The sequence below is a fragment of the Lelliottia sp. CFBP8978 genome, assembly GCF_034046055.2.
Lineage (GTDB): Bacteria > Pseudomonadota > Gammaproteobacteria > Enterobacterales > Enterobacteriaceae > Enterobacter.
Genome location: NZ_CM188253.1, coordinates 3,725,116 through 3,744,993 on the forward strand (window position 1 = coordinate 3,725,116; position 19,878 = coordinate 3,744,993).

At 55.6% G+C, this 19,878-nt stretch carries 15 protein-coding genes; 5 read left to right on the plus strand and 10 right to left on the minus strand.

Annotated features, from left to right (window positions below):
* Positions 1-52: 52 nt before the first annotated feature.
* The 5 genes from SOM82_RS17425 to SOM82_RS17445 form a co-directional block, all read right to left on the minus strand.
* On the minus strand, positions 53-2,227 hold the full coding sequence (locus SOM82_RS17425) for a YgiQ family radical SAM protein (protein WP_320461408.1): 2,175 nt from the start codon (positions 2,225-2,227) through the stop codon (positions 53-55).
* A gap of 511 nt (positions 2,228-2,738) precedes the next feature.
* Positions 2,739-4,151: a cell division protein FtsP gene (gene ftsP / locus SOM82_RS17430; protein ID WP_320461409.1), complete on the minus strand. Its 1,413-nt coding sequence runs from the start codon at positions 4,149-4,151 to the stop codon at positions 2,739-2,741.
* Positions 4,152-4,208: 57 nt separating this feature from the next.
* Positions 4,209-4,946 (minus strand): 1-acylglycerol-3-phosphate O-acyltransferase, encoded by a 738-nt coding sequence (plsC, locus tag SOM82_RS17435; RefSeq protein WP_154126289.1) that lies wholly within the window; start codon positions 4,944-4,946, stop codon positions 4,209-4,211.
* A 124-nt stretch (positions 4,947-5,070) separates the two neighbouring features.
* Positions 5,071-7,329 (minus strand): DNA topoisomerase IV subunit A, encoded by a 2,259-nt coding sequence (parC, locus tag SOM82_RS17440; RefSeq protein ID WP_154126290.1) that lies wholly within the window; start codon positions 7,327-7,329, stop codon positions 5,071-5,073.
* 119 nt (positions 7,330-7,448) lie between these two features.
* Complete coding sequence (locus SOM82_RS17445; RefSeq protein WP_154126291.1) at positions 7,449-7,850, minus strand: YgiW/YdeI family stress tolerance OB fold protein; 402 nt, start codon at positions 7,848-7,850, stop codon at positions 7,449-7,451.
* Between the two features lie 152 nt (positions 7,851-8,002).
* Here SOM82_RS17445 and qseB point away from each other — a divergent pair, with 152 nt between their 5' ends.
* The 4 genes from qseB to SOM82_RS17465 all read left to right on the plus strand — a co-directional run bounded on the left by qseB (position 8,003) and on the right by SOM82_RS17465 (position 11,096).
* Positions 8,003-8,662 carry a quorum sensing response regulator transcription factor QseB gene (qseB, locus tag SOM82_RS17450; protein WP_320461410.1) on the plus strand — a complete coding sequence of 220 codons (660 nt, stop codon included), beginning with the start codon at positions 8,003-8,005 and terminating at the stop codon, positions 8,660-8,662.
* The gene (gene qseC, locus SOM82_RS17455) at positions 8,659-10,008 is read left to right on the plus strand and encodes a quorum sensing histidine kinase QseC (RefSeq protein WP_320461411.1); all 1,350 of its coding nucleotides are present in this window, start codon (positions 8,659-8,661) and stop codon (positions 10,006-10,008) included. The genes qseB and qseC overlap by 4 nt, the downstream gene beginning before the upstream one ends.
* A 106-nt stretch (positions 10,009-10,114) precedes the next feature.
* Entirely contained in the window at positions 10,115-10,696 is a 582-nt protein-coding gene (locus tag SOM82_RS17460; RefSeq protein WP_154126294.1) for an NAD(P)H-dependent oxidoreductase, read from the plus strand.
* A gap of 85 nt (positions 10,697-10,781) precedes the next feature.
* Positions 10,782-11,096, plus strand: coding sequence for a putative quinol monooxygenase (locus SOM82_RS17465; protein WP_154126295.1), 315 nt, complete (start codon positions 10,782-10,784; stop codon positions 11,094-11,096).
* A 92-nt stretch (positions 11,097-11,188) separates the two neighbouring features.
* Here the strand turns inward: SOM82_RS17465 and SOM82_RS17470 are convergent, their stop codons facing one another.
* The 3 genes from SOM82_RS17470 to SOM82_RS17480 are packed head-to-tail and all read right to left on the minus strand — an operon-like array spanning position 11,189 to position 15,521.
* Positions 11,189-12,376, minus strand: a complete 1,188-nt coding sequence (locus SOM82_RS17470; RefSeq protein WP_320461412.1) for a glycoside hydrolase family 88 protein — start codon at positions 12,374-12,376, stop codon at positions 11,189-11,191.
* Between the two features lie 28 nt (positions 12,377-12,404).
* Positions 12,405-13,670, minus strand: a complete 1,266-nt coding sequence (locus tag SOM82_RS17475; RefSeq protein ID WP_154126297.1) for an oligosaccharide MFS transporter — start codon at positions 13,668-13,670, stop codon at positions 12,405-12,407.
* A 33-nt stretch (positions 13,671-13,703) separates the two neighbouring features.
* Positions 13,704-15,521, minus strand: a complete 1,818-nt coding sequence (locus SOM82_RS17480) for a DUF2264 domain-containing protein (protein WP_320461413.1) — start codon at positions 15,519-15,521, stop codon at positions 13,704-13,706.
* Positions 15,522-15,687: 166 nt separating this feature from the next.
* Here SOM82_RS17480 and SOM82_RS17485 point away from each other — a divergent pair, with 166 nt between their 5' ends.
* Positions 15,688-16,527, plus strand: coding sequence for a helix-turn-helix transcriptional regulator (locus SOM82_RS17485; RefSeq protein WP_320461414.1), 840 nt, complete (start codon positions 15,688-15,690; stop codon positions 16,525-16,527).
* A 53-nt stretch (positions 16,528-16,580) separates the two neighbouring features.
* Here SOM82_RS17485 and SOM82_RS17490 read toward each other — a convergent pair whose 3' ends face one another.
* Positions 16,581-17,786 (minus strand): ISL3 family transposase, encoded by a 1,206-nt coding sequence (locus tag SOM82_RS17490; RefSeq protein WP_501083522.1) that lies wholly within the window; start codon positions 17,784-17,786, stop codon positions 16,581-16,583.
* Positions 17,787-17,981: 195 nt separating this feature from the next.
* Complete coding sequence (parE, locus tag SOM82_RS17495; RefSeq protein ID WP_320461675.1) at positions 17,982-19,874, minus strand: DNA topoisomerase IV subunit B; 1,893 nt, start codon at positions 19,872-19,874, stop codon at positions 17,982-17,984.
* Between the last annotated feature and the right edge of the window lie 4 nt (positions 19,875-19,878).

Sequence of the window (19,878 nt, forward strand, 5' to 3'; positions counted from 1 at the left end):
CCCTACCCCTCTCCCGGTGGGAGAGGGTCGGGTCAGAGGCATCAGGCCGCATTTAGCCCGTCTTTCTTTTCACACCTTTTTTCGCACCCGCACCGCCATTCGAACGCTGATGCACAATCGGCGTGTGTTTGGTCAGCGCCGGACGCGTATGGCGGTTCTGGCGACGCGCTTCGCGCATTTCATCCAGCGTCGGGGCTGGCACCAGACAGTCGCGGCGCGAGCCGATCAGATGCTTTTTCCCCATCTCTTCCAGCGCCTGACGAATCAGCGGCCAGTTCGCCGGATCGTGATAGCGCAGCAGCGCTTTGTGCAGACGACGCTGTTTATCCCCTTTCGGCACAACCACGTCCTCACTCTTATAACCAATTTTCCCCAGCGGATTCTTGCCGGTGTAATACATAGTCGTTGAGTTCGCGAGCGGTGACGGATAGAAGTTCTGCACCTGATCGAGACGGAAACGGCGTTGCTTCAGCCAGAGCGCCAGATTCACCATATCCTCGTCGCGCGTACCCGGGTGCGCGGAGATGAAATACGGGATCAGATACTGCTCTTTACCCGCCTGTTTTGAATAGGTGTCAAACAGCTCTTTAAAACGATCGTAGCTACCCATCCCCGGCTTCATCATCTTCGACAGCGGGCCTTCTTCCGTGTGTTCCGGAGCAATCTTCAGGTATCCGCCGACGTGATGGGTCGCCAGCTCTTTGATGTAGCGCGGATCTTCTACGGCGATGTCATAACGCACACCGGATGCGATCAGGATCTTCTTGATGCCTTTCAGATCGCGGGCGCGGCGGTAGAGGTTGATCGTCGGTTCGTGGTTGGTATCCATGTGCTGACAGATGTCAGGATAGACGCACGACAGGCGACGGCAGGTTTGCTCCGCGCGCGGAGACTTGCAGCGCAGCATATACATGTTTGCCGTTGGGCCGCCCAGATCGGAGATCACGCCGGTAAAGCCCGGCACCGAGTCGCGAATCGCTTCGATCTCGTTCACAATCGAATCTTCGGAGCGGCTCTGAATAATGCGCCCTTCATGCTCGGTGATCGAACAGAACGAACAGCCGCCAAAACAGCCGCGCATGATGTTGATCGAGAAACGGATCATCTCGTAGGCCGGAATACGGCTGTTGCCATAGGAAGGATGCGGCACGCGTTTGTACGGCAGCGCGAACACGCTGTCCATCTCTTCGGTTGAGAGCGGAATCGCTGGCGGGTTGACCCAGATATAGCGCTCGCCGTGCTTTTGCATCAACGCGCGCGCGCAGCCAGGGTTGGTTTCATGGTGCAGAATGCGTGACGCATGGGCGTACAGCACTTTGTCGCCTTTCACTTTTTCGAAGGACGGCAACAGGACGTAGGTTTTTTCCCACGGTTTTGGACGCGGTGGCTGGACGATCACGGCTTTGGCTTCGGTTTTCTTCGATTCGACCGGCTTGTTGTCGGCGCACGGCAGATCTTCCCCGTACGGATGAGGGATCGGATCGATTTTGCCTGGCATGTCGATGATACGGGAATCCACCCCGCTCCAGCCTGGCAGCGCTTCTTTCACCATGATCGCCGTGTTACGCACGTCGCGGATATTGCCGACCGGTTCACCCTGCGCCAGACGGTGCGCCACTTCCACCAGCGGGCGCTCGCCGTTACCAAAGATCAACATGTCGGCTTTAGAATCCACCAGCACCGAACGGCGCACGGTATCCGACCAGTAGTCATAATGCGCGGTACGACGCAGGCTGGCTTCGATGCCCCCCAGGATGACCGGCACATCTTTCCAGGCTTCTTTACAACGCTGGGTGTAGACCAACGTCGCACGGTCCGGACGCTTGCCCGCAACGTTATCGGCGGTATAGGCATCGTCGTGACGCAGTTTGCGATCGGCAGTGTAGCGGTTAATCATTGAGTCCATATTGCCGGCGGTGACGCCGAAGAACAGGTTCGGTTTGCCGAGGCTCATGAACGCTTCTTTGCTGTTCCAGTCTGGCTGAGAAATAATCCCCACGCGGAAGCCCTGCGCCTCCAGCATACGACCACAGATCGCCATGCCGAAGCTCGGGTGATCGACGTACGCATCGCCCGTCACCAGAATAATGTCGCAGCTGTCCCAGCCCAGTTGGTCCATCTCTTCGCGGGACATCGGCAGGAATGGCGCCGGTCCAAAGCAGGCCGCCCAATACTGGGGCCAGGAGAAGAGGTCTCGATCCGGCTGGATCAGGGATATTGCGCTCATAATGCTTCCGAAGAAAAAATAAACAAAGGGCGGGGATTATACGCTGCTTTCTCAGGGGAAATGAAGGGGTATTGTGCGGGCTTTTCCCCTCACCCTAACCCTCTCCGCGGAGGGGAGAGGGGAATGTCCGGTGCGGTCTTTCTGTCTCGCACCGGTATGGAGAGGAACTGTTCGTGTGGTTTTTCTCTCTCTCCCCTCTGGGGAGGGCTGGGGTGAGGAGACTGTCCAGTGCGGTCTTTCTCCCTCTCCCCTCTGGGGAGAGGGCCGGGGTGAGGAGACTGTCCAGTGCGGTCTTTCTCCCTCTCCCCTCTGGTGAGAGCGCCGGGGTGAGGAGACTGTCCAGTGCGGTCTTTCTCCCTCTCCCCTCTGGGGAGAGGGCCGGAGTGAGGGGACTGTCCAGTGCGGTCTTTCTCCCTCTCCCCTCTGGTGAAAGGGCTGGGGTGAGGGGACAGTTCAGTGCGGTTTTTCTCCCTCTCCCCTCTGGGGAGAGGGCTGGGGTGAGGGGATAAATTTACGGCGCCGGGTTCACCAGCAACTGCCCCACCGAGCCACGATCGGCCATTTCCAGCGTCTGGCTGTGGAACAGGAACGGGAAGTGCGGCCACGAAGGCTGTCCGTAATAGACCAGCAGTTCGACCTGCCCGTCAACCCAGACGGTGTCTTTCCAGCCACGATCTTCCGGGAACGGCATGGCGCCGTTGACGTTGCGGATCAGGAAACTCACCCCTTCGATATGAAACGACTGCGGCATCTCTGCGCGAACCGTCCAGCGCTCCCAGCTCCCCTGCTGCGCGGTAATATCAATGCGATTGACGTCCCACAGGGTACCGTTGATCCCCGGATCGTCGCCCAGGCTGATATCGCGACTGCGCACCGGCGTGCCGCTCATGATCTCCTGCGGTAACAGGCGCATCGGCAGGCTATCGGTCACCAGCGGCAGCAATCCCGTTGGTCGCAGGGTTAACACCAGCGTGGACACCAGAATACTGGAGGGTTCAAAGAAGCCGCGAATACGGTCAACAATACTCGCCGCCTCGCCGCAGGTAATCGACACTTCATCCCCGTTAGTCATATCAACAAGGATTTCGCGACGCTCGCCCGGAGCCAGCGCCAGCTGTTTGACCGAGACCGGTGCAGGCAAAAAGCCCTGATCGCCGGAAATCACATGCAGCGCGCGGCCATCGCTCATCTGCAGCTGATAACGTCGTGAGTTTGATGCATTCAGCAGGCGCAGACGCACCCAGCCGCGAGACACCTCGACATACGGACTCTGCGCACCGTTAACCAGTAGCGTATCGCCAACAAAGCCTCCGCTCCCCGGCTCGCTGTATTCAGGCGTACCAAAATTATCCAGCCGTTTATCCTGGATTATGATCGGAAAATCATCCACGCCGTAATGGTTCGGGATCGGCAGCGATTTACTGACGTCATCTTCCACCAGCCACATTCCCGCCAGGCCGTTATAGACCTGCTGCGCGGTGCGGTTTGGCGTATTGGCGTGATACCACAGCGTGGCGGCGCTCTGACGAACAGGCAGCACCGGCGCCCAGTCGGCGTTCGGTGACATCATGCGTGCCGCGCCGCCCATCAGCGGGCCTGGCACCTGCAATCCGCTGATGGTCATCGCGACGTTTTCTGTCAGGCGGTTGCTGTAAATCAGCTTAACGTCGTCACCGCTCCAGACGCGGATCGTTGGCCCCAGATAGCGACCGTTAATGCCCCAGACCGATGCCCGGGTTCCCTGGGTGAAGGACCAGTGGGAACGCTGCATCGTCAGGAAAAGCGGCTGCCCGCGGCGGGATTCCAGTAACGGCGGTATGGGCAGCGGCTGCTGCTGCCCGGCGGCGTTGGCTGTCAGCGGAACCGCGCCAGCACAAAGGGCGATTCCCGAAGCCTGAATAAACTGACGCCGACTGAGTGACATATGTGCTCCATGTGAAACAACTAAAGACGTGGGAATTCATTTCCCTTTAACTCCGGCTTAAATCTTACCGGAGGCTTCTCGCTCTGCGACTTCTTTGTCGAGTATTTCGATTTGGCGAGCCATCAGCTCACGGCAATGGGCAGCCAGTTCACGAACCTGATCTTTACCATACTGACTGGTATCCACCGGCGGCAGCATCTCCACAATCACCAGTCCGTTTTTCAGACGGTTAAGATTAATTTTATTAGAAGTATTGGAAACGCACACAGGAATAATCGGTACACCTGCCGCAATTGCGGCGTGAAACGCGCCAGTTTTAAACGGCAGCAGACCGCGTCCACGGCTGCGCGTCCCTTCCGGGAACATCCAGATGGAAATTTTGCGCTTCTTAAACTGATTAACCACTTCACCGATGGTGCTGTGCGCTTTTGCGCGGTTATTACGGTCGATCAGCAAGTTACCGGTAAGCCAGTAAAGCAGACCGAAGAACGGCACCCACAGCAGACTCTTTTTACCCACTGTTACCGTCGGCGGCAGCACGATGTTCGCGGCGGTGACCATATCGTAGTTATTCTGATGATTACCGATATAAATGGCGTTGCCGAAGTTTTCGGCCCCTTCTGGCAAGCGGGTTTCGACCTTCAGGCCGTACAGCGGCGCCAGTCGACCAAACATGCGACCAAACGTCGAAACATGCTTTGGATTACGTGGGCTAAACAGGCAGTAAATACAGCCAAACACGCACACCAGGATGCAGTAGATAACAGTGAGAATAACACGAACAATGAATAGCATAGCGACCTCTGAAGCCCCAACAGCTGACAATTATATACTTCAACGCGAGTCAGGTAAGGACTTAATGTATAGACGGAAAATTTTTAGCGAGAACCCCCTCCTGAAAAGAGGGGGAGAGGCTACATTACTCTTCGCTGTCGCCCGGTGTAGCGCGGTGCGGAGAGTCGATCTCCACCCGATCAATCCGCTGCAGGCCACGCATCAGCGAGCCACGGCGTCCGCGTTCACCGACCACTTTCTGCAACTCTTCCGGACGCAGTTTAATTTTGCGTTTGCCGACGTGGATCGTCAGCGTGCTCTGCGGCGGCAGAATGAACAGATGCGCCAGCCCGTCTTCGCCTTTTGCCGCTTCCGCTGACGGAATGTTGATGATCTTATTGCCTTTGCCTTTCGACAGCTGCGGCAGGTCGCTGACCGGGAACATCAGCATCCGTCCGGCAGTGGTGATCGCCAGCAGCATATCGCTCTCGTTCTCGATCACCAGCGGCTGCATCACATGGGCATTTTCCGGCAAGCTGATCATGGCCTTACCGGCACGGTTGCGCGCAATCAGATCGTTGAAGGTGCAAATAAAACCGTATCCGGCGTCAGAGGCCATCAGCAGTTTTTGCTCTTCGTTTTCCATCAGCATGTGATCAACGCTTGCGCCTGGCGGCAGAGTCAGCTTGCCGGTAATCGGCTCGCCCTGACCGCGCGCCGATGGCAGCGTGATCGGATCGATGGCGTAACTGCGCCCGGTGGAGTCGATAAACACCACCGGCTGGTTGCTCTTGCCTTTCACCGCCGATTTGAAGCTGTCGCCAGCTTTATAGCTCAGGCCTGGAGCGTCAATATCGTGACCTTTGGCACTGCGTACCCAACCGCTTTGAGAGAGAACAATCGTGACCGGCTCGGAGGGCAGCATATCGTGCTCATTCATCGCCTTCGCTTCTTCACGCTCGTGCAGCGGGGAGCGACGATCGTCACCAAAGGCATCAGAATCCGCCTGCAGCTCTTTCTTCAGCAGCGTGTTCATCTTGCGTTCGGACGCCAGAATCGCCTGCAGTTGGTCGCGCTCTTTTTCCAGCTCGTTCTGTTCACCACGGATCTTCATCTCTTCCAGTTTGGCGAGATGGCGCAGTTTTAATTCGAGGATCGCTTCCGCCTGCGTTTCGCTGATACCAAAACGCGACATCAGCGCGGGCTTCGGCTCATCCTCAGCACGGATAATCTCGATCACTTCGTCGATATTGAGAAACGCCACCAGCAAGCCTTCAAGGATATGCAGGCGTTTCAGCACTTTCTCAAGACGATAGTTCAGGCGACGGCGAACGGTATCGCGACGGAACGCCAGCCATTCGGTGAGGATCTCCAGAAGGTTTTTCACCGACGGGCGACCATCCAGACCAATCATGTTCAGGTTGATGCGATAGCTTTTTTCCAGATCGGTGGTCGCGAACAGGTGGTTCATCACCTGCTCCATATCCACGCGGTTGGAACGCGGCACAATCACCAGACGAGTCGGGTTTTCGTGGTCGGATTCATCACGCAGATCGTCCACCATTGGCAGCTTTTTATTGCGCATCTGGGCGGCGATTTGCTCCAGCACTTTTGCGCCTGAGACCTGGTGCGGCAGCGCAGTGATCACCACCGCGCCGTCTTCTTTGGTCCACACCGCACGCATACGCACGGAGCCACGGCCATTCTGATAGATTTTGCGGATTTCGGCGCGCGACGTGATGATCTCCGCTTCGGTCGGATAATCCGGTCCCTGCACGATATCCAGCACTTCATCGAGCGTCGTTTTTGGCTGCTCAATCAGGGTGATGGCGGCTTTGGCCACTTCGCGCAGGTTGTGCGGTGGAATGTCGGTCGCCATACCAACGGCGATACCGGTTGTCCCGTTCAGCAGGATGTTCGGCAGACGCGCAGGCAGCATTTTCGGCTCCTGCATCGTGCCGTCGAAGTTCGGCACCCAGTCAACCGTCCCCTGGCCCAGCTCACCGAGCAGCACTTCGGCATATTTGGACAGACGGGATTCGGTATAACGCATCGCGGCGAAGGATTTCGGGTCGTCCGGTGCCCCCCAGTTTCCCTGGCCATCGACCAGCGGATAACGGTAGGAGAACGGCTGCGCCATCAGCACCATGGCTTCATAGCAGGCGCTGTCGCCATGCGGATGGTATTTACCCAACACATCGCCGACGGTACGGGCGGATTTTTTGAATTTGGCGCTGGCGCTCAGGCCCAGTTCAGACATCGCGTAAACGATGCGACGCTGAACGGGTTTCAGGCCATCGCCGATAAACGGCAATGCCCTGTCCATGATGACGTACATGGAATAGTTCAGATAGGCGTTTTCAGTGAATTCATGTAGCGCGAGGCGCTCTGCCATATCGCTCATTAAATGTCATTCCTCAACTCAGAAACCTGCGGGTTTCAGGCAATATTGCCGCAGATACTACCCTATCTGACGAGTTGAGTCACAAAGAAAAAGGGCCGCAGAATCGGCCCTTTTTGACATTATTTGTCCAGCTTGATGACTTGTTTGACGTCGATTTCGAACTCATTCCACTCTTTATCAACTTTACCCTGAATCTCTACCTTGTCCTGGGGGGTGATGGTCTGACCGTTCCAGCGTTTGTGGTCGATTTCCACGTTCACTGTGCCGGTAGTATCGCGGAACAGGTAACGGTCGTCAGACAGGCGCTCGGTAATGTTACCGCGCAGCTTCACCCAGCTGTCGTCCTTCTGATCTTTCACTTTTAACGCCGTGGTGAGGTTAGCGTCGTTATCGACAAAACCACCCTGCTGGGTTTGCGTTTGGGTTTGTGTCGCCGTTGGGCCGTTGAATCCCCCTTGCGCCGCAAAAACAGGGGCAGTGGTCATCATCATGATGGCGGTAATAGCAGCAAATTTTTTCATCGTTATCTCTCCCTTTAATGTCGTTTCGAGGTCCATTAAACAGGGTAATCCTTAACAACTTCTTAAGGGGAAAATTTATTTATTTTTACTGTACAGGGAACGGTGACAAGGGGTTTACTGCTCTGAAAAGGTCACTATCAGGGACAGGACTAATGCGCATTTTACTGATTGAAGACGACAAACTGATCGGCGACGGTATCAAGGCCGGACTGAGCAAAATGGGCTTTAGCGTTGACTGGTTCACAGAGGGCACGACCGGAAAAGCCGCGCTGTATAGCGCTCCGTACGATGCCGTGGTGTTGGATCTGACGCTGCCGGGCATGGACGGGCTGGCGATCCTGCGCGAGTGGCGCGAAAAAAGCCACAGCGAGCCGGTGCTGATCCTCACTGCACGCGACGCGCTTAACCAGCGCGTTGAGGGCTTACGTCTTGGCGCGGACGACTATCTGTGTAAACCCTTTGCCCTGATTGAGGTCGCGGCGCGGCTCGAAGCGCTGGTACGTCGCAGCCATGGTCAGGCACGCAGTGAATTGCGCCACGGTAAGGTGACCCTGGATCCCACCCGCCTTCTCGCCACGCTTGATGGCGAAACGCTGGTGCTCAAGCCAAAAGAGTTTGCCCTGCTGGAACTGCTGATGCGTAACGCCGGGCGCGTCCTGCCGCGCAAACTGATCGAAGAAAAACTCTATACCTGGGACGACGACGTCTCCAGCAATGCCGTAGAAGTTCACGTCCATCATCTGCGGCGTAAACTCGGCAGCGGATTTATCCGCACCGTCCACGGTATCGGTTACACACTGGGTGACGCATGAAACTAACGCAACGTCTGAGCCTGAAACTGCGGCTGACTTTACTTTTTCTGCTGCTGTCGCTGGCAGCCTGGCTGGCGGCAAGCGTGGTCGCCTGGCAGCAGACGACCCATAAGCTTGATAAGCTGTTTGATACGCAGCAAATGCTGTTTGCCAAACGTCTGCTGACAATGGATCTCGACGAGCTGAACGCTCCCGTTCGGATGCGCGACGTGCCCAAAAAAGCCAAACACGGGCATCTGGATGACGACGCGCTGGCCTTCGCTATCTACTCCACAGACGGAAAAATGCTCCTGCACGACGGCGAAAACGGCCGGGAAATTCCCTACCACTATCGCCGGGACGGTTTCGCTGACGGGCGGCTGAAAGATGACAACGATGCGTGGCGTTTCCTGTGGCTGAGTGCGCCAAACGGTAAATACCGCGTTGTGGTCGGGCAAGAGTGGGAGTACCGCCAGGAGATGGCGCTGGATATTGTTACTTCGCAGCTGACCCCCTGGCTGGTGGCGCTGCCGCTGATGCTGGTATTCCTCATCGTCCTGCTCGCCCGCGAATTACGGCCCCTCAAAAAGCTGGCGCAGGCATTACGCCGCCGTTCGCCGGACGCCACAGATACGCTGGCCACCGACGGCGTTCCAACCGAAGTCCGCCCGTTGCTCGACGCGCTCAATCATCTTTTTGCCCGCACGCAGGAGATGATGACGCGTGAGCGTCGCTTCACCTCTGATGCCGCGCATGAGCTGCGCAGTCCGTTGACGGCGCTGAAAGTCCAGACCGAAGTGGCGCAGTTATCGCTGGACGATCGCGCAGCCCAGGAAAAAGCGCTCCGCCAGTTGCATGCGGGAATCGACCGGGCATCGCGGCTGGTGGAGCAACTCCTCACGCTGTCGCGGCTCGATTCGCTGGAAAATCTCGATGATATTGAGCCCATTCCGCTTGCCGATTTGCTGCAATCCGCCGTGATGGATGCTTACCATCCGGCGCAGCAGGCGGGGATAGACATCCGTCTGAACATCAACGCCCTTGATGTTACGCGTTCTGGTCAGCCCCTGCTGTTGGGCCTGCTGATACGCAATCTTCTCGATAACGCGGTGCGCTACAGCCCGCGTTGCAGCGTGGTAGATGTCACGCTGAATGCGCAGAGTTTTACCGTGCGAGATACCGGGCCGGGGGTTTCACCCGAGGCGCTGGCGCGCATCGGCGAGCGTTTTTATCGCCCGCCGGGCCAGGATGAAACCGGCAGCGGACTGGGGTTATCGATCGTCAAACGCATCGCCGCGCTGCACGGCATGCGGTTAACGCTTGCCAACGCGCGCGAAGGCGGGTTTGAAGTGACAGTAAACTGGTAAGCCAATTATTGCGTATACAGCAAAAGACTTTGCACATTTTGCTCATTTTTCCGCACCGTTATTACGGGTAACATGACTGCCAAACTTGCCAGTCTGAGGACAAATAATGAGCAACATCCTGATTATCAACGGCGCAAAAAAATTTGCGCACTCCAACGGCCAACTGAATGACACCCTGACCGAGGTCGCGGACGGTTTTCTGCGCGACGCCGGGCATGATGTTAAAGTGGTGCGCGCCGACAGCGATTACGACAATAAAACCGAAGTGCAGAACTTCCTGTGGGCCGACGTGATTATCTGGCAGATGCCGGGCTGGTGGATGGGCGCGCCGTGGACCGTGAAAAAGTACATGGATGATGTCTTCACCGAAGGCCACGGTTCGCTGTACGCCAGCGATGGCCGTAGCCGTTCAGATGCCGCTAAAAAATACGGTTCTGGCGGCCTCCTGCACGGCAAAAAATACATGCTTTCTCTGACGTGGAACGCGCCGCTGGATGCCTTCACCGATCAAGATCAGTTCTTCCATGGCGTGGGTGTTGACGGCGCTTATCTGCCCTTCCATAAAGCGAACCAGTTCCTTGCGCTGGAGCCGCTGCCGACCTTTATCGTCAACGACGTGATTAAAATGCCGGACGTGCCGAGCTATATCGCAGAATATCGCAAGCATCTCGCCGAGATTTTTGGTTAACTGGTCGTTCAAAAGTAGATCCGAAATACTTCGCGTTGCCGCAAGGCGGCAACCCGGAGTGTGAAGGGTATAGAAGGAGTTAACCATGCTTACCGTTATTGCTGAAATCCGTACTCGTCCGGGCCAACATCATCGCCAGGCGGTACTGGATGAGTTTGCGAAAATTATCCCGACCGTCCTGAAAGAAGAGGGCTGCCATGGCTACGCGCCGATGGTAGACACCGCTGCAGGCGTGAGCTTCCAGACCACCGCACCAGACTCAATCATCATGGTTGAACTGTGGGAAACCGTGCCGCATCTGGAAGCCCATCTGCAAACCGCGCACATGAAAGCGTGGAGCGAAGCAGTAAAAGGCAATGTTCTGGAAACGCATATCCGCATTCTGGAGCAAGGGGTTTAAGTTTTTGCATTTTGCCGTGCGACACTGCGTTTGCCCGGCATTCAAAACCTGCCCCATATGCCCGGTAAGCTTTGCGCCACCGGGCTTTTTTATTACCAGTACAGCTTCCAGCTCTGGGTGAAACGCACCAGCGCTTCAACGTAGAAGTAATCCCCCCAGCTCGCGCACTCATCCACCCCTTTATTGCTCGCCAGATGATAGACCGAGTGTTTCAGTAAGCCGTTGCCCTTCTCGTCTTTCCCCATCAGATAATGTTTTGTCAGCGATGACATAATGCCTTTCGCCCACTCCAGATAGCGCTCGCGATCCGGATCGGTCACCGGCAGGTGTTTCACCAGCTCCAGCAGGCCGCACACCGCAATCGCCGCCGACGACGAATCACGCAGCGCATCCGTGCCCACCAGCGCCAGATCCCAGTGACAGACGTTATCTTGTGGAAGACGATTGAGGAAATAGTTTGCCAGCCGTTTTGACAGGGCGATCATCGTCTCGTCGCCGGTGTAGATATAACTCAGCAGGAAACCATAAATACCCCACGCCTGTCCGCGCGACCAGCAGGAGTCATCGGCATAGCCCTGCTGGGTATTGCCGTAACGCGGTGCGCCGGTGTTCACATCCATATAATAGGTATGGAAAGTCGAGGAATCTTCGCGAATCAGATAAGTTGCCGCCTGCTGCACATGCGCTTTTGCGGCTTCAGCAAAGCGCGGATCGCCGGTCTGCTCGGTGGCCCAATAGAGCAACGGCAGATTCATGTTGCAGTCGATAATCATGCGTCCGGCCTGTTCCGGGTCGGACAGATCGCCCCACGCCTGGATGATTTTCGCCTTCTCATGGAAGCGCTCAAGCAGTGCCTCGGCCGCCAGCAGCGAGAAACCGCGCGCCTCACGATTACCGGTCAAACGCCAGGCCGCCACGCAGGACAGGGTATACAGAAAACCTAAATCGTGGGTATTGGTATCATTACGCCCGGCGATGCGCACGCCAAACGAGCGGACGTTTTTCTCGGCCAGCGAGCGGAATTTCTCGTCACCGCTCATTTCCCACGCCAGCCACAGCTGCCCGGTCCAGAAACTGGTGGTCCACTCCACATTTTCTGTCAGCGGGTAGTACCCATCCTTGCAGGTTTCTGCCGGGAATTTTTCACCGAACTCCGTTAAATGACGGCTAATCAGTTCGAGGACATGATCCCGCGCCGAGCTTAATTCATCGCTGAACACGCGCGCATCAACGGGTGCAGGAATATCGGACAGGCGTTCCTCTGCGATACGATTTAACATATTTCGGTTCCTTCTTTGACAGCAAAAATTAGCGTGATGGATGGTGTTCTGCCACATTCATTGCCTGCGCACCGCGCCATTTGCTCTGACAGGCGGATAGCGTAAAAGCAGAAATAAGCGTAAAGGTCAGCGCCGTTGCGCCCATGATGATATAGGTTTGTTCAAAGCCGATGCGGTCATACATATATCCGGCAGGTGAAGAGACCACCACGTTGCCGACATACAGCATCGCCTGATAGCCTAATAAATACATGGTGGCGTTAACGCGTTTATCAAAATGCTCGGCGATATATTTAAATACCGACACCAGCAGCAGACAGATTTCCAGACCATATAAAGGCTTAAGAACAGAAATTAACAGATGCGAATCGCAGATGCCGGAGATAATCAGGCGCGCCCCGACAATTAAACCAACGATTAATAATCCCCGCTTGGCACCAATAAAATTGACGAACAGTGGGATCACCATGTACATCAGGAATTCCATGCCTGACTGTACGGTTCCCAGATAACCGAACACCGCGTTGCCCTGATGCACATCGTCGAAGAAGGTCACAAAATAGCGCGAGAACTGCTGTTCGGCGATAAACATCATCCATGCCACACCGGCCACATAGAGACAGAATGCCCAGAACTTGCGGTTACGCAGCAGCGCGTAGACGTCCGACGGCGCGATTTTCTCTTTGGTCAGCACCTCACCCGCATGTACGGAGTTAGTGTTCACTTTCAGATTCAGCAGGACAATCAGCATCACCACCGATGCCACGCTGCCCATAATAAAGTTGTACGCCGGAGAGAGGTTAAACAGCAAACCGGAGAAGGACGAGGCCACCGCCCAGCCGAGCGAGCCCCACATGCGAATCTGACCAAACTCCATCCCGTTGAGACGGCTAAAACGATCGGAATAAGATTCACACGCCGCCACGCCCGCATACCACGCAAAGCTCAAATAGAGCGCGCCAATAATAATGCCGAGCAAGGTATTTGAAATTAACAGCGGCTGATACACATAGATAAAGAACGGTGCCATCAGGGCGGACATCGCCACCACAAAGTAGAGCAGATATTTGCTCATCCCGATTTTATCGAGAATATAGCCATAAATCGGTTTCAGAATAACGGAAAATACGCCGTTAACAGCAAATACCGTACCGATTACCGAGCCACTCAGATTCGCTTTTTGTCCGAGCCAGATGGCCAACAGCCCAATACTGGCAGACCAGGTAAAGAAGTAGAGAAAAATAAAGGTACTGATTTTGTAATATTCGGTTTTATTCGTTGAGCTGATTTTCATAGAATCCTCGCCAACATGTAGGGTCCAGAGTGTTTATATAAAGAACGCTAACTGCCGTTCGCTTCCCGGTTCGTGAATCACGACCTGGTTATTTTTGATTTGCAGCTGCGGAATAGCCGCGTACTTTTTTTGTTGCCCACTGGCTGTTACAGCGCAGCACAGCCAGCTTTCCCCCTGCGGAAGATCTGCCGTCAGAACCGGAATCGAGGCGCATTCTGCGAACATCACGCTGCTGTTCGGCGGCGTTACGATGCTGTCCGGCTGGCGGGAAAGATCTGGCGACAGATCGACAATCACGCTGCTGCCGTTATCGGCATGCAAATAGCAGCCTTTCTCCCGCAGCTGATGGTCGGTTTTCATGACCGCAAATCCGCCCTCCACCGTTTGCAGGGTCCGTGCGCTGTTAACGCGGTGCAGGCGAAGATGCCATTCGCCGAACGGCACCAGCCAGGAGTCGATCTGCACGTCGTGCCATGGCGACCAGCGCGAGAAAATGAAGTTCTCATCCACACGCACCTCTTCACACGCCCGGCGGCCGCGGAAGTAGTTGTCCCCGTCGGATAGCAGCAGCATCGAATCGCAGGCAGCATGCTTGATGCCATAACGCCCGCGCTCAATGGTGAAGCCAAAGCGGCTGGAGTAGGCAAATTTGGTGTATTTCGCCTCGGTGTTAACGTAATTATTGAGTTCAAGCTGCCCGGCAGTGAGCATCGTGACGTGCTGTGAATCGTCGGCATGCATCAGGATCTGTTGTGCATGCGGAATGACGCGCTGTTCAGCGAGGGCTGGCAACGGCTGCTCCTGCGCTTGCCAGAACGGATGTTCCTCAGGAAGCGCCAGAATCAGATACGTTTTCAGCGCCCAATACGGCGATCCCGGCGAGTTATAGTCTTCGCACATCGCCAGATTCGGATAAGCAAAACCGAGCGTCAGAATACCGTCGCGATCGGCAATCGGCTGCTGCTGCCACCAGCGCAGATGACGCAAAATAATGCCCTTCACGATACCCGGGGTAAAAACATCCAGCCCGGAAAACGCCACTGCGCTCCAGAAAGCGACCATCGCAAAACGATAGGTCAGGCTACGGCCAAACGGAACCGATGCCCCGTCGGCAGCGGACATAAAGATAAAATCGTCGGCAAACAGACGGGAGCGTTCGCGCAGCACTTGCGCCCTCTCCTCATCGCCGCTCAGGGTGGCGTAGATCAGGCCGTAGAAATGAAACGCCATCGAGATGTAATAGTCTTTTGGACGATTAGGGCCGTCGGAATACCAGCCGTCGCCCAGATAGTACGCATCCATCATCGCAAAGCGGCGGTCGATAGCCCGTTGATCAAACGGTAATCCGGCACGTTTAAAACCGAGCTGGACCATGATGGCAAAATAGTTCCAGTTGCTGTCCGGCATTTGCGCATCGGTTATCTGGTTCAGCCAGGTGTGTAGATTCTTGACTTCCCGTTCACTGAACAGGTCGGTCAGTCTGTTCTGTAGCAGCGCCAGGCCCAGGCCGTACGCCGCCATTTCGACCAGCCGCTGATCGTAAGGGGCGGTTTCGCCCCAGTAACCTGTACTTTGCGGGTCCGTGCCCTGTTTGATGGCGGCAAGGTATTTATCGCTGAAGGGGGTGGACTCGCCGGACGCCATCAGCGGAAACAGTCCCCACAACGCGCGCGATAACCCCTCCATCCGGGCAATGTCAGTGGTGTAGTGCGCGCAGGTATCCCCCAGCGAAAAGCGCGAGCTGCCCGCTGGAAACTGCTTATCCAGCGCGGCCAGCATCGTAGAGAGTTCCGCCACCACATCCTGACGGGAAGACAACGGATTTGATGTTTCTTTATTTGCCGCCAACATACATTCATCCTCGTAATCATCTGCGGCCAAGCATAGTGAATGCATCAGGCTCAGAAATGTTAGCCGTGTCACAGCGGCGAGAGATGAATAAACCTGAAGTTGAGAAAATTTAAAAAGGTGGTTTATAAATACAGGTAGAGGGGTAAAAGTTGAGTTTTATTGCACTATGCGCGAGACACCAAAATCGGACCATCTGGAGCTCATCACCTTAAATGACACCGTGGTGTCGTTCAGCCGGCTGTTCGCCAATACCGTGCGCTATCACCACTGGCATCAATGTCTGGAAATACTGTATGTCGAAGAGGGATTTGGCGTCGCGATTGTCGATAATCGTCACTACACCATGCGCCCGGGTCGGCTGTTTTTCTTCCCGCCGTTTACGCTGCATAAAGTTATGGTGGATGAACAGGCGGAGGCAATTTATCGCCGTACGATTATTCATCTCGACCATCACGCGGTCATAAAAGTGTTGCGTGATTTTCCGCAAACTCAGCAGCGCTTACAAAAACTCTCCCGACGCGGCGGCGAGGCGTGGGTCGCCGACGTCGCTCATTGCCATACGCATATCAATCATCTTTTGAGCTGCTATCAGCCCCCCATGAACAGCGAAAGCATCGCCAGTCTGTTGATTGCGCTCTTTGCCATGCTGCCGGACGACAATGATGGCCAGCCGGGCAGCAGCCACGGCATCGCCAGTCAGGTCATGTTCTGGCTGGATGAGAACTACGCGGTCAAATTTAGCCTCGACGCGCTGGCATCAGAGCTGGGAAAATCACGCAGCTACGTTTCACGTAAATTCCACGCAGAAACGGGCGAGAAAATTCATGATTATCTGAACACATTGCGTTTACGAAAAGCCTGCGAATATCTGTTACACAGTGACGAGAGCGTGCGTGAGATCGGAACGCGAGTGGGGTTTTCTGACGTAACCTGGTTTATCAGCTCTTTTAAAAAAGGGATTGGTGAGACGCCGTTGCAGTATCGTAAAAACCACACGGCGCGGTAATCAGACGCTCTTTTTGCCGGGCTTCAGGCCAGGCCGCAAGCATAAAAAAAGGTTCATCGCGCCTTACCGGGGAACGCTGCTTTTATCTTCATAAAAAAGTAGTCGTTATCCCGGTATCCGTATGCCATTCGTTTTATCACTTTGATCTTGTTGTTCATTCCCTCAAGTACGCTGGTATTCAGACGATGCGTGGCACTCGCGATTATGCCGCTCACGTAACCCTTCAGCTTATCAGCGAACTGCTGCAACGCCCTGATGCCACTTTCCTGTGCCTGCCTGTACCACTCATTCCAGCGACGCTTCGCAACGTCTTTATCCGGGGCATACCACAGCTCTTTCAGGGCTGTTTTCATCACATACACCGTATTTAACGGCTGGTTCGCCCCCAGCAACTCTGCCAGTTTCACCTCATGCCCGGCCGGCAGGTTCTCTGGATTACGCAACAGCAACCAGCGGCTGCGTTTGATAACCTTCCGCGCCTTGCTGTTGTCACGCAACTGATTCGCCTGATCGACCCTCACTCTGTCGATGACTTCCCGGCCGAACTTCGCCACAACATGGAACAGGTCATACACCACTTCCGCCTGCGGGCACTGCGCTCTCACTTCCAGGTCCAGCGCCGTATTCATATCCATCGCGACAGATTCGATGGCGGCACATCCTTCCGGGCCCAGCCAGGTGAAGAACGGACGGAAGGCTACCCGGCTGCGCCCTTCACCGACCCACAGCACCCGTTGTGTATCTGCATCCACCACAACCGTGGCATAGCGATGCCCTTTGAACAGCGCGAACTCATCCATTATCAGGCGGCGCAGCGTGTGCCGTTCAGGCTCCCGGAGTTCCCGCCGCAGGCGTCGGCAGTCGATATTTTTAATGGTGTGCCAGTGCAGACCGGTCAACTGTGCCACATGCTTAACCGGCAATAACCGGGTAAGAGATTCCACCCAGGTCGCTAACGAGGACGTGTAACGTTGCCGTTCAGGCACCCATGAGATGCGCTCGGTGACAATCCCGCAGCGGGAACAGCGCAGACGGCGAACGGGAAGCTGAAGTGTGACGCGCCAGTGAAGTAAATCGCGCTCACGAACCCGTCGCACAGAGACATCATGGACAGCACAGTCTCTACAGCCACATCGACGGCAGGACGGCGCAAAACCGGGGTCAGGCCGGAGCGTAATAAGCAGAGCATCCGGTGCAGGATGAGTGAAGGAATCAACAGTGAAACCTTCCCAGAAGAGGGAAGAAAGATTAGCATTCATGGCAGACGGCGGTTGAGTGGCTGGTTAGTGTTTTGGCGAATACAAAACTAACCACTTTTACCGCCGTTTTCTATTGGTTCACGCTTAACCGCGATGAACCTAAAAAAAGCCCCATCAGAGAACTGATGAGGCTGTTGTTGCCTACCGCCGGATCGTTCAGCCGATCGGTATTACTGCATCGCCGGGCTTTTTACATCAGGCTTCAATATCCGCCATATCGCCTTTTTCCTGCAACCAGTTACGTCGGTCTTCAGAACGCTTCTTGGCCAGCAGCATGTCCATCATGGCGTTGGTTTGCTGCTCGTCTTCGTCGCTGATGATCAGCTGCACCAGACGGCGGGTATTCGGATCCAGCGTGGTTTCGCGCAGCTGCATCGGGTTCATCTCACCCAGCCCTTTAAAGCGCTGTACGTTCGGCTTACCTTTCTTACGTTTGAGCTGTTCCAGTACGCCGGCTTTCTCTTCTTCCGTCAGCGCGTAATAGACCTCTTTGCCGAGATCGATACGGTAGAGCGGCGGCAGCGCAACGTGAACGTGACCGTTCTTCACCAGCGCGCGGAAGTGCTTCACGAACAGCGCGCACAGCAGGGTAGCGATGTGCAGACCATCGGAATCCGCATCCGCGAGAATGCAGATCTTGCCGTAGCGCAGCTGGCTTAAGTCTTCACTGTCTGGATCGATTCCGATCGCCACAGAGATGTCGTGCACCTCTTGAGAGGCCAGAACCTCATCGGATGACACTTCCCAAGTGTTCAGGATCTTGCCTTTCAGCGGCATGATCGCCTGGAATTCACGATCGCGCGCCTGCTTGGCAGAGCCGCCCGCCGAGTCCCCTTCGACCAGGAACAGTTCGGTACGATTCAGATCCTGCGCGGTGCAGTCGGCCAGTTTGCCCGGCAGCGCCGGACCGCTGGTGAGCTTTTTACGCACCACTTTTTTCGCCGCTCGCATACGACGCTGCGCGCTGGAGATGGCCATTTCAGCCAGCATTTCTGCAATCTGAATGTTCTGGTTGAGCCACAGGCTGAACGCATCTTTCACCACACCGGAGACAAACGCCGCGCACTGACGCGATGACAGACGTTCTTTGGTCTGACCGGCGAACTGTGGATCCTGCATTTTCACAGACAGCACGTACGCGCAGCGATCCCAGATATCTTCCGCCGACAGCTTCACGCCGCGCGGCAGGATATTGCGGTATTCGCAGAATTCGCGCATCGCATCTAACAGCCCCTGACGCAGGCCGTTGACGTGCGTACCGCCCTGCATCGTCGGGATCAGGTTGACGTAGCTTTCTGTCAGCAGCTCACCGCCTTCTGGCAGCCACAGCAGCGCCCAGTCAACCGCTTCTGTCTCACCGGAGAAATTGCCGATAAAGGGTTTTTCCGGCAGGGTTGGCAGGCCGTTAACCGCCTCACCCAGATAGTCGTTGAGGCCATCCTGGTAGCACCAGCGCTGCTCGCTGTTGTTGACTTCATCTTTAAAGGTGATTTCAACGCCAGGGCACAGCACCGCTTTGGCTTTGAGAATATGGGTTAAGCGAGAAACAGAAAAACGTGGGCTGTCGAAGAAACTTTCATCCGGCCAGAAGTGGACGCTGGTCCCGGTATTACGTTTACCGCAAGTACCGATGACTTTAAGATCCTGAACTTTATCGCCATTTTCAAACGCGATGTTGTAGATCTGGCCGTCGCGACGCACGGTCACTTCCACGCGTTTAGACAGGGCGTTAACCACCGAAATCCCCACGCCGTGCAAGCCGCCGGAGAACTGGTAGTTTTTGTTGGAGAATTTACCGCCCGCGTGCAGACGACAGAGGATCAGCTCAACGGCTGGAACCCCCTCTTCCGGGTGGATATCCACAGGCATGCCGCGGCCGTCGTCGATGACTTCCAAAGACTGATCGGCGTGCAGGATGACATCAACGCGTTTGGCATGGCCTGCCAGCGCTTCGTCCACACTGTTATCTATTACTTCCTGGCCCAGGTGGTTTGGGCGTGTCGTATCGGTATACATCCCCGGGCGGCGGCGAACCGGCTCAAGCCCGGTGAGTACCTCAATGGCATCAGCGTTATAGGTTTGCGTCATGATT

Excerpts from the sequence above, each read along its gene's own strand:
- parE (WP_320461675.1), bottom strand. The coding sequence starts at position 19,874 with ATGACGCAAACCTATAACGCTGATGCCATTGAGGTACTCACCGGGCTT.
- plsC (WP_154126289.1), bottom strand. The coding sequence starts at position 4,946 with ATGCTATTCATTGTTCGTGTTATTCTCACTGTTATCTACTGCATCCTG.
- SOM82_RS17425 (WP_320461408.1), bottom strand. The coding sequence starts at position 2,227 with ATGAGCGCAATATCCCTGATCCAGCCGGATCGAGACCTCTTCTCCTGG.
- SOM82_RS17465 (WP_154126295.1), top strand. The coding sequence starts at position 10,782 with ATGCTTACCGTTATTGCTGAAATCCGTACTCGTCCGGGCCAACATCAT.
- SOM82_RS17480 (WP_320461413.1), bottom strand. The coding sequence starts at position 15,521 with ATGTTGGCGGCAAATAAAGAAACATCAAATCCGTTGTCTTCCCGTCAG.
- SOM82_RS17485 (WP_320461414.1), top strand. The coding sequence starts at position 15,688 with ATGCGCGAGACACCAAAATCGGACCATCTGGAGCTCATCACCTTAAAT.
- qseC (WP_320461411.1), top strand. The coding sequence starts at position 8,659 with ATGAAACTAACGCAACGTCTGAGCCTGAAACTGCGGCTGACTTTACTT.
- SOM82_RS17490 (WP_501083522.1), bottom strand. The coding sequence starts at position 17,786 with ATGAATGCTAATCTTTCTTCCCTCTTCTGGGAAGGTTTCACTGTTGAT.
- qseB (WP_320461410.1), top strand. The coding sequence starts at position 8,003 with ATGCGCATTTTACTGATTGAAGACGACAAACTGATCGGCGACGGTATC.
- SOM82_RS17460 (WP_154126294.1), top strand. The coding sequence starts at position 10,115 with ATGAGCAACATCCTGATTATCAACGGCGCAAAAAAATTTGCGCACTCC.
- SOM82_RS17470 (WP_320461412.1), bottom strand. The coding sequence starts at position 12,376 with ATGTTAAATCGTATCGCAGAGGAACGCCTGTCCGATATTCCTGCACCC.
- SOM82_RS17445 (WP_154126291.1), bottom strand. The coding sequence starts at position 7,850 with ATGAAAAAATTTGCTGCTATTACCGCCATCATGATGATGACCACTGCC.
- parC (WP_154126290.1), bottom strand. The coding sequence starts at position 7,329 with ATGAGCGATATGGCAGAGCGCCTCGCGCTACATGAATTCACTGAAAAC.
- ftsP (WP_320461409.1), bottom strand. The coding sequence starts at position 4,151 with ATGTCACTCAGTCGGCGTCAGTTTATTCAGGCTTCGGGAATCGCCCTT.
- SOM82_RS17475 (WP_154126297.1), bottom strand. The coding sequence starts at position 13,670 with ATGAAAATCAGCTCAACGAATAAAACCGAATATTACAAAATCAGTACC.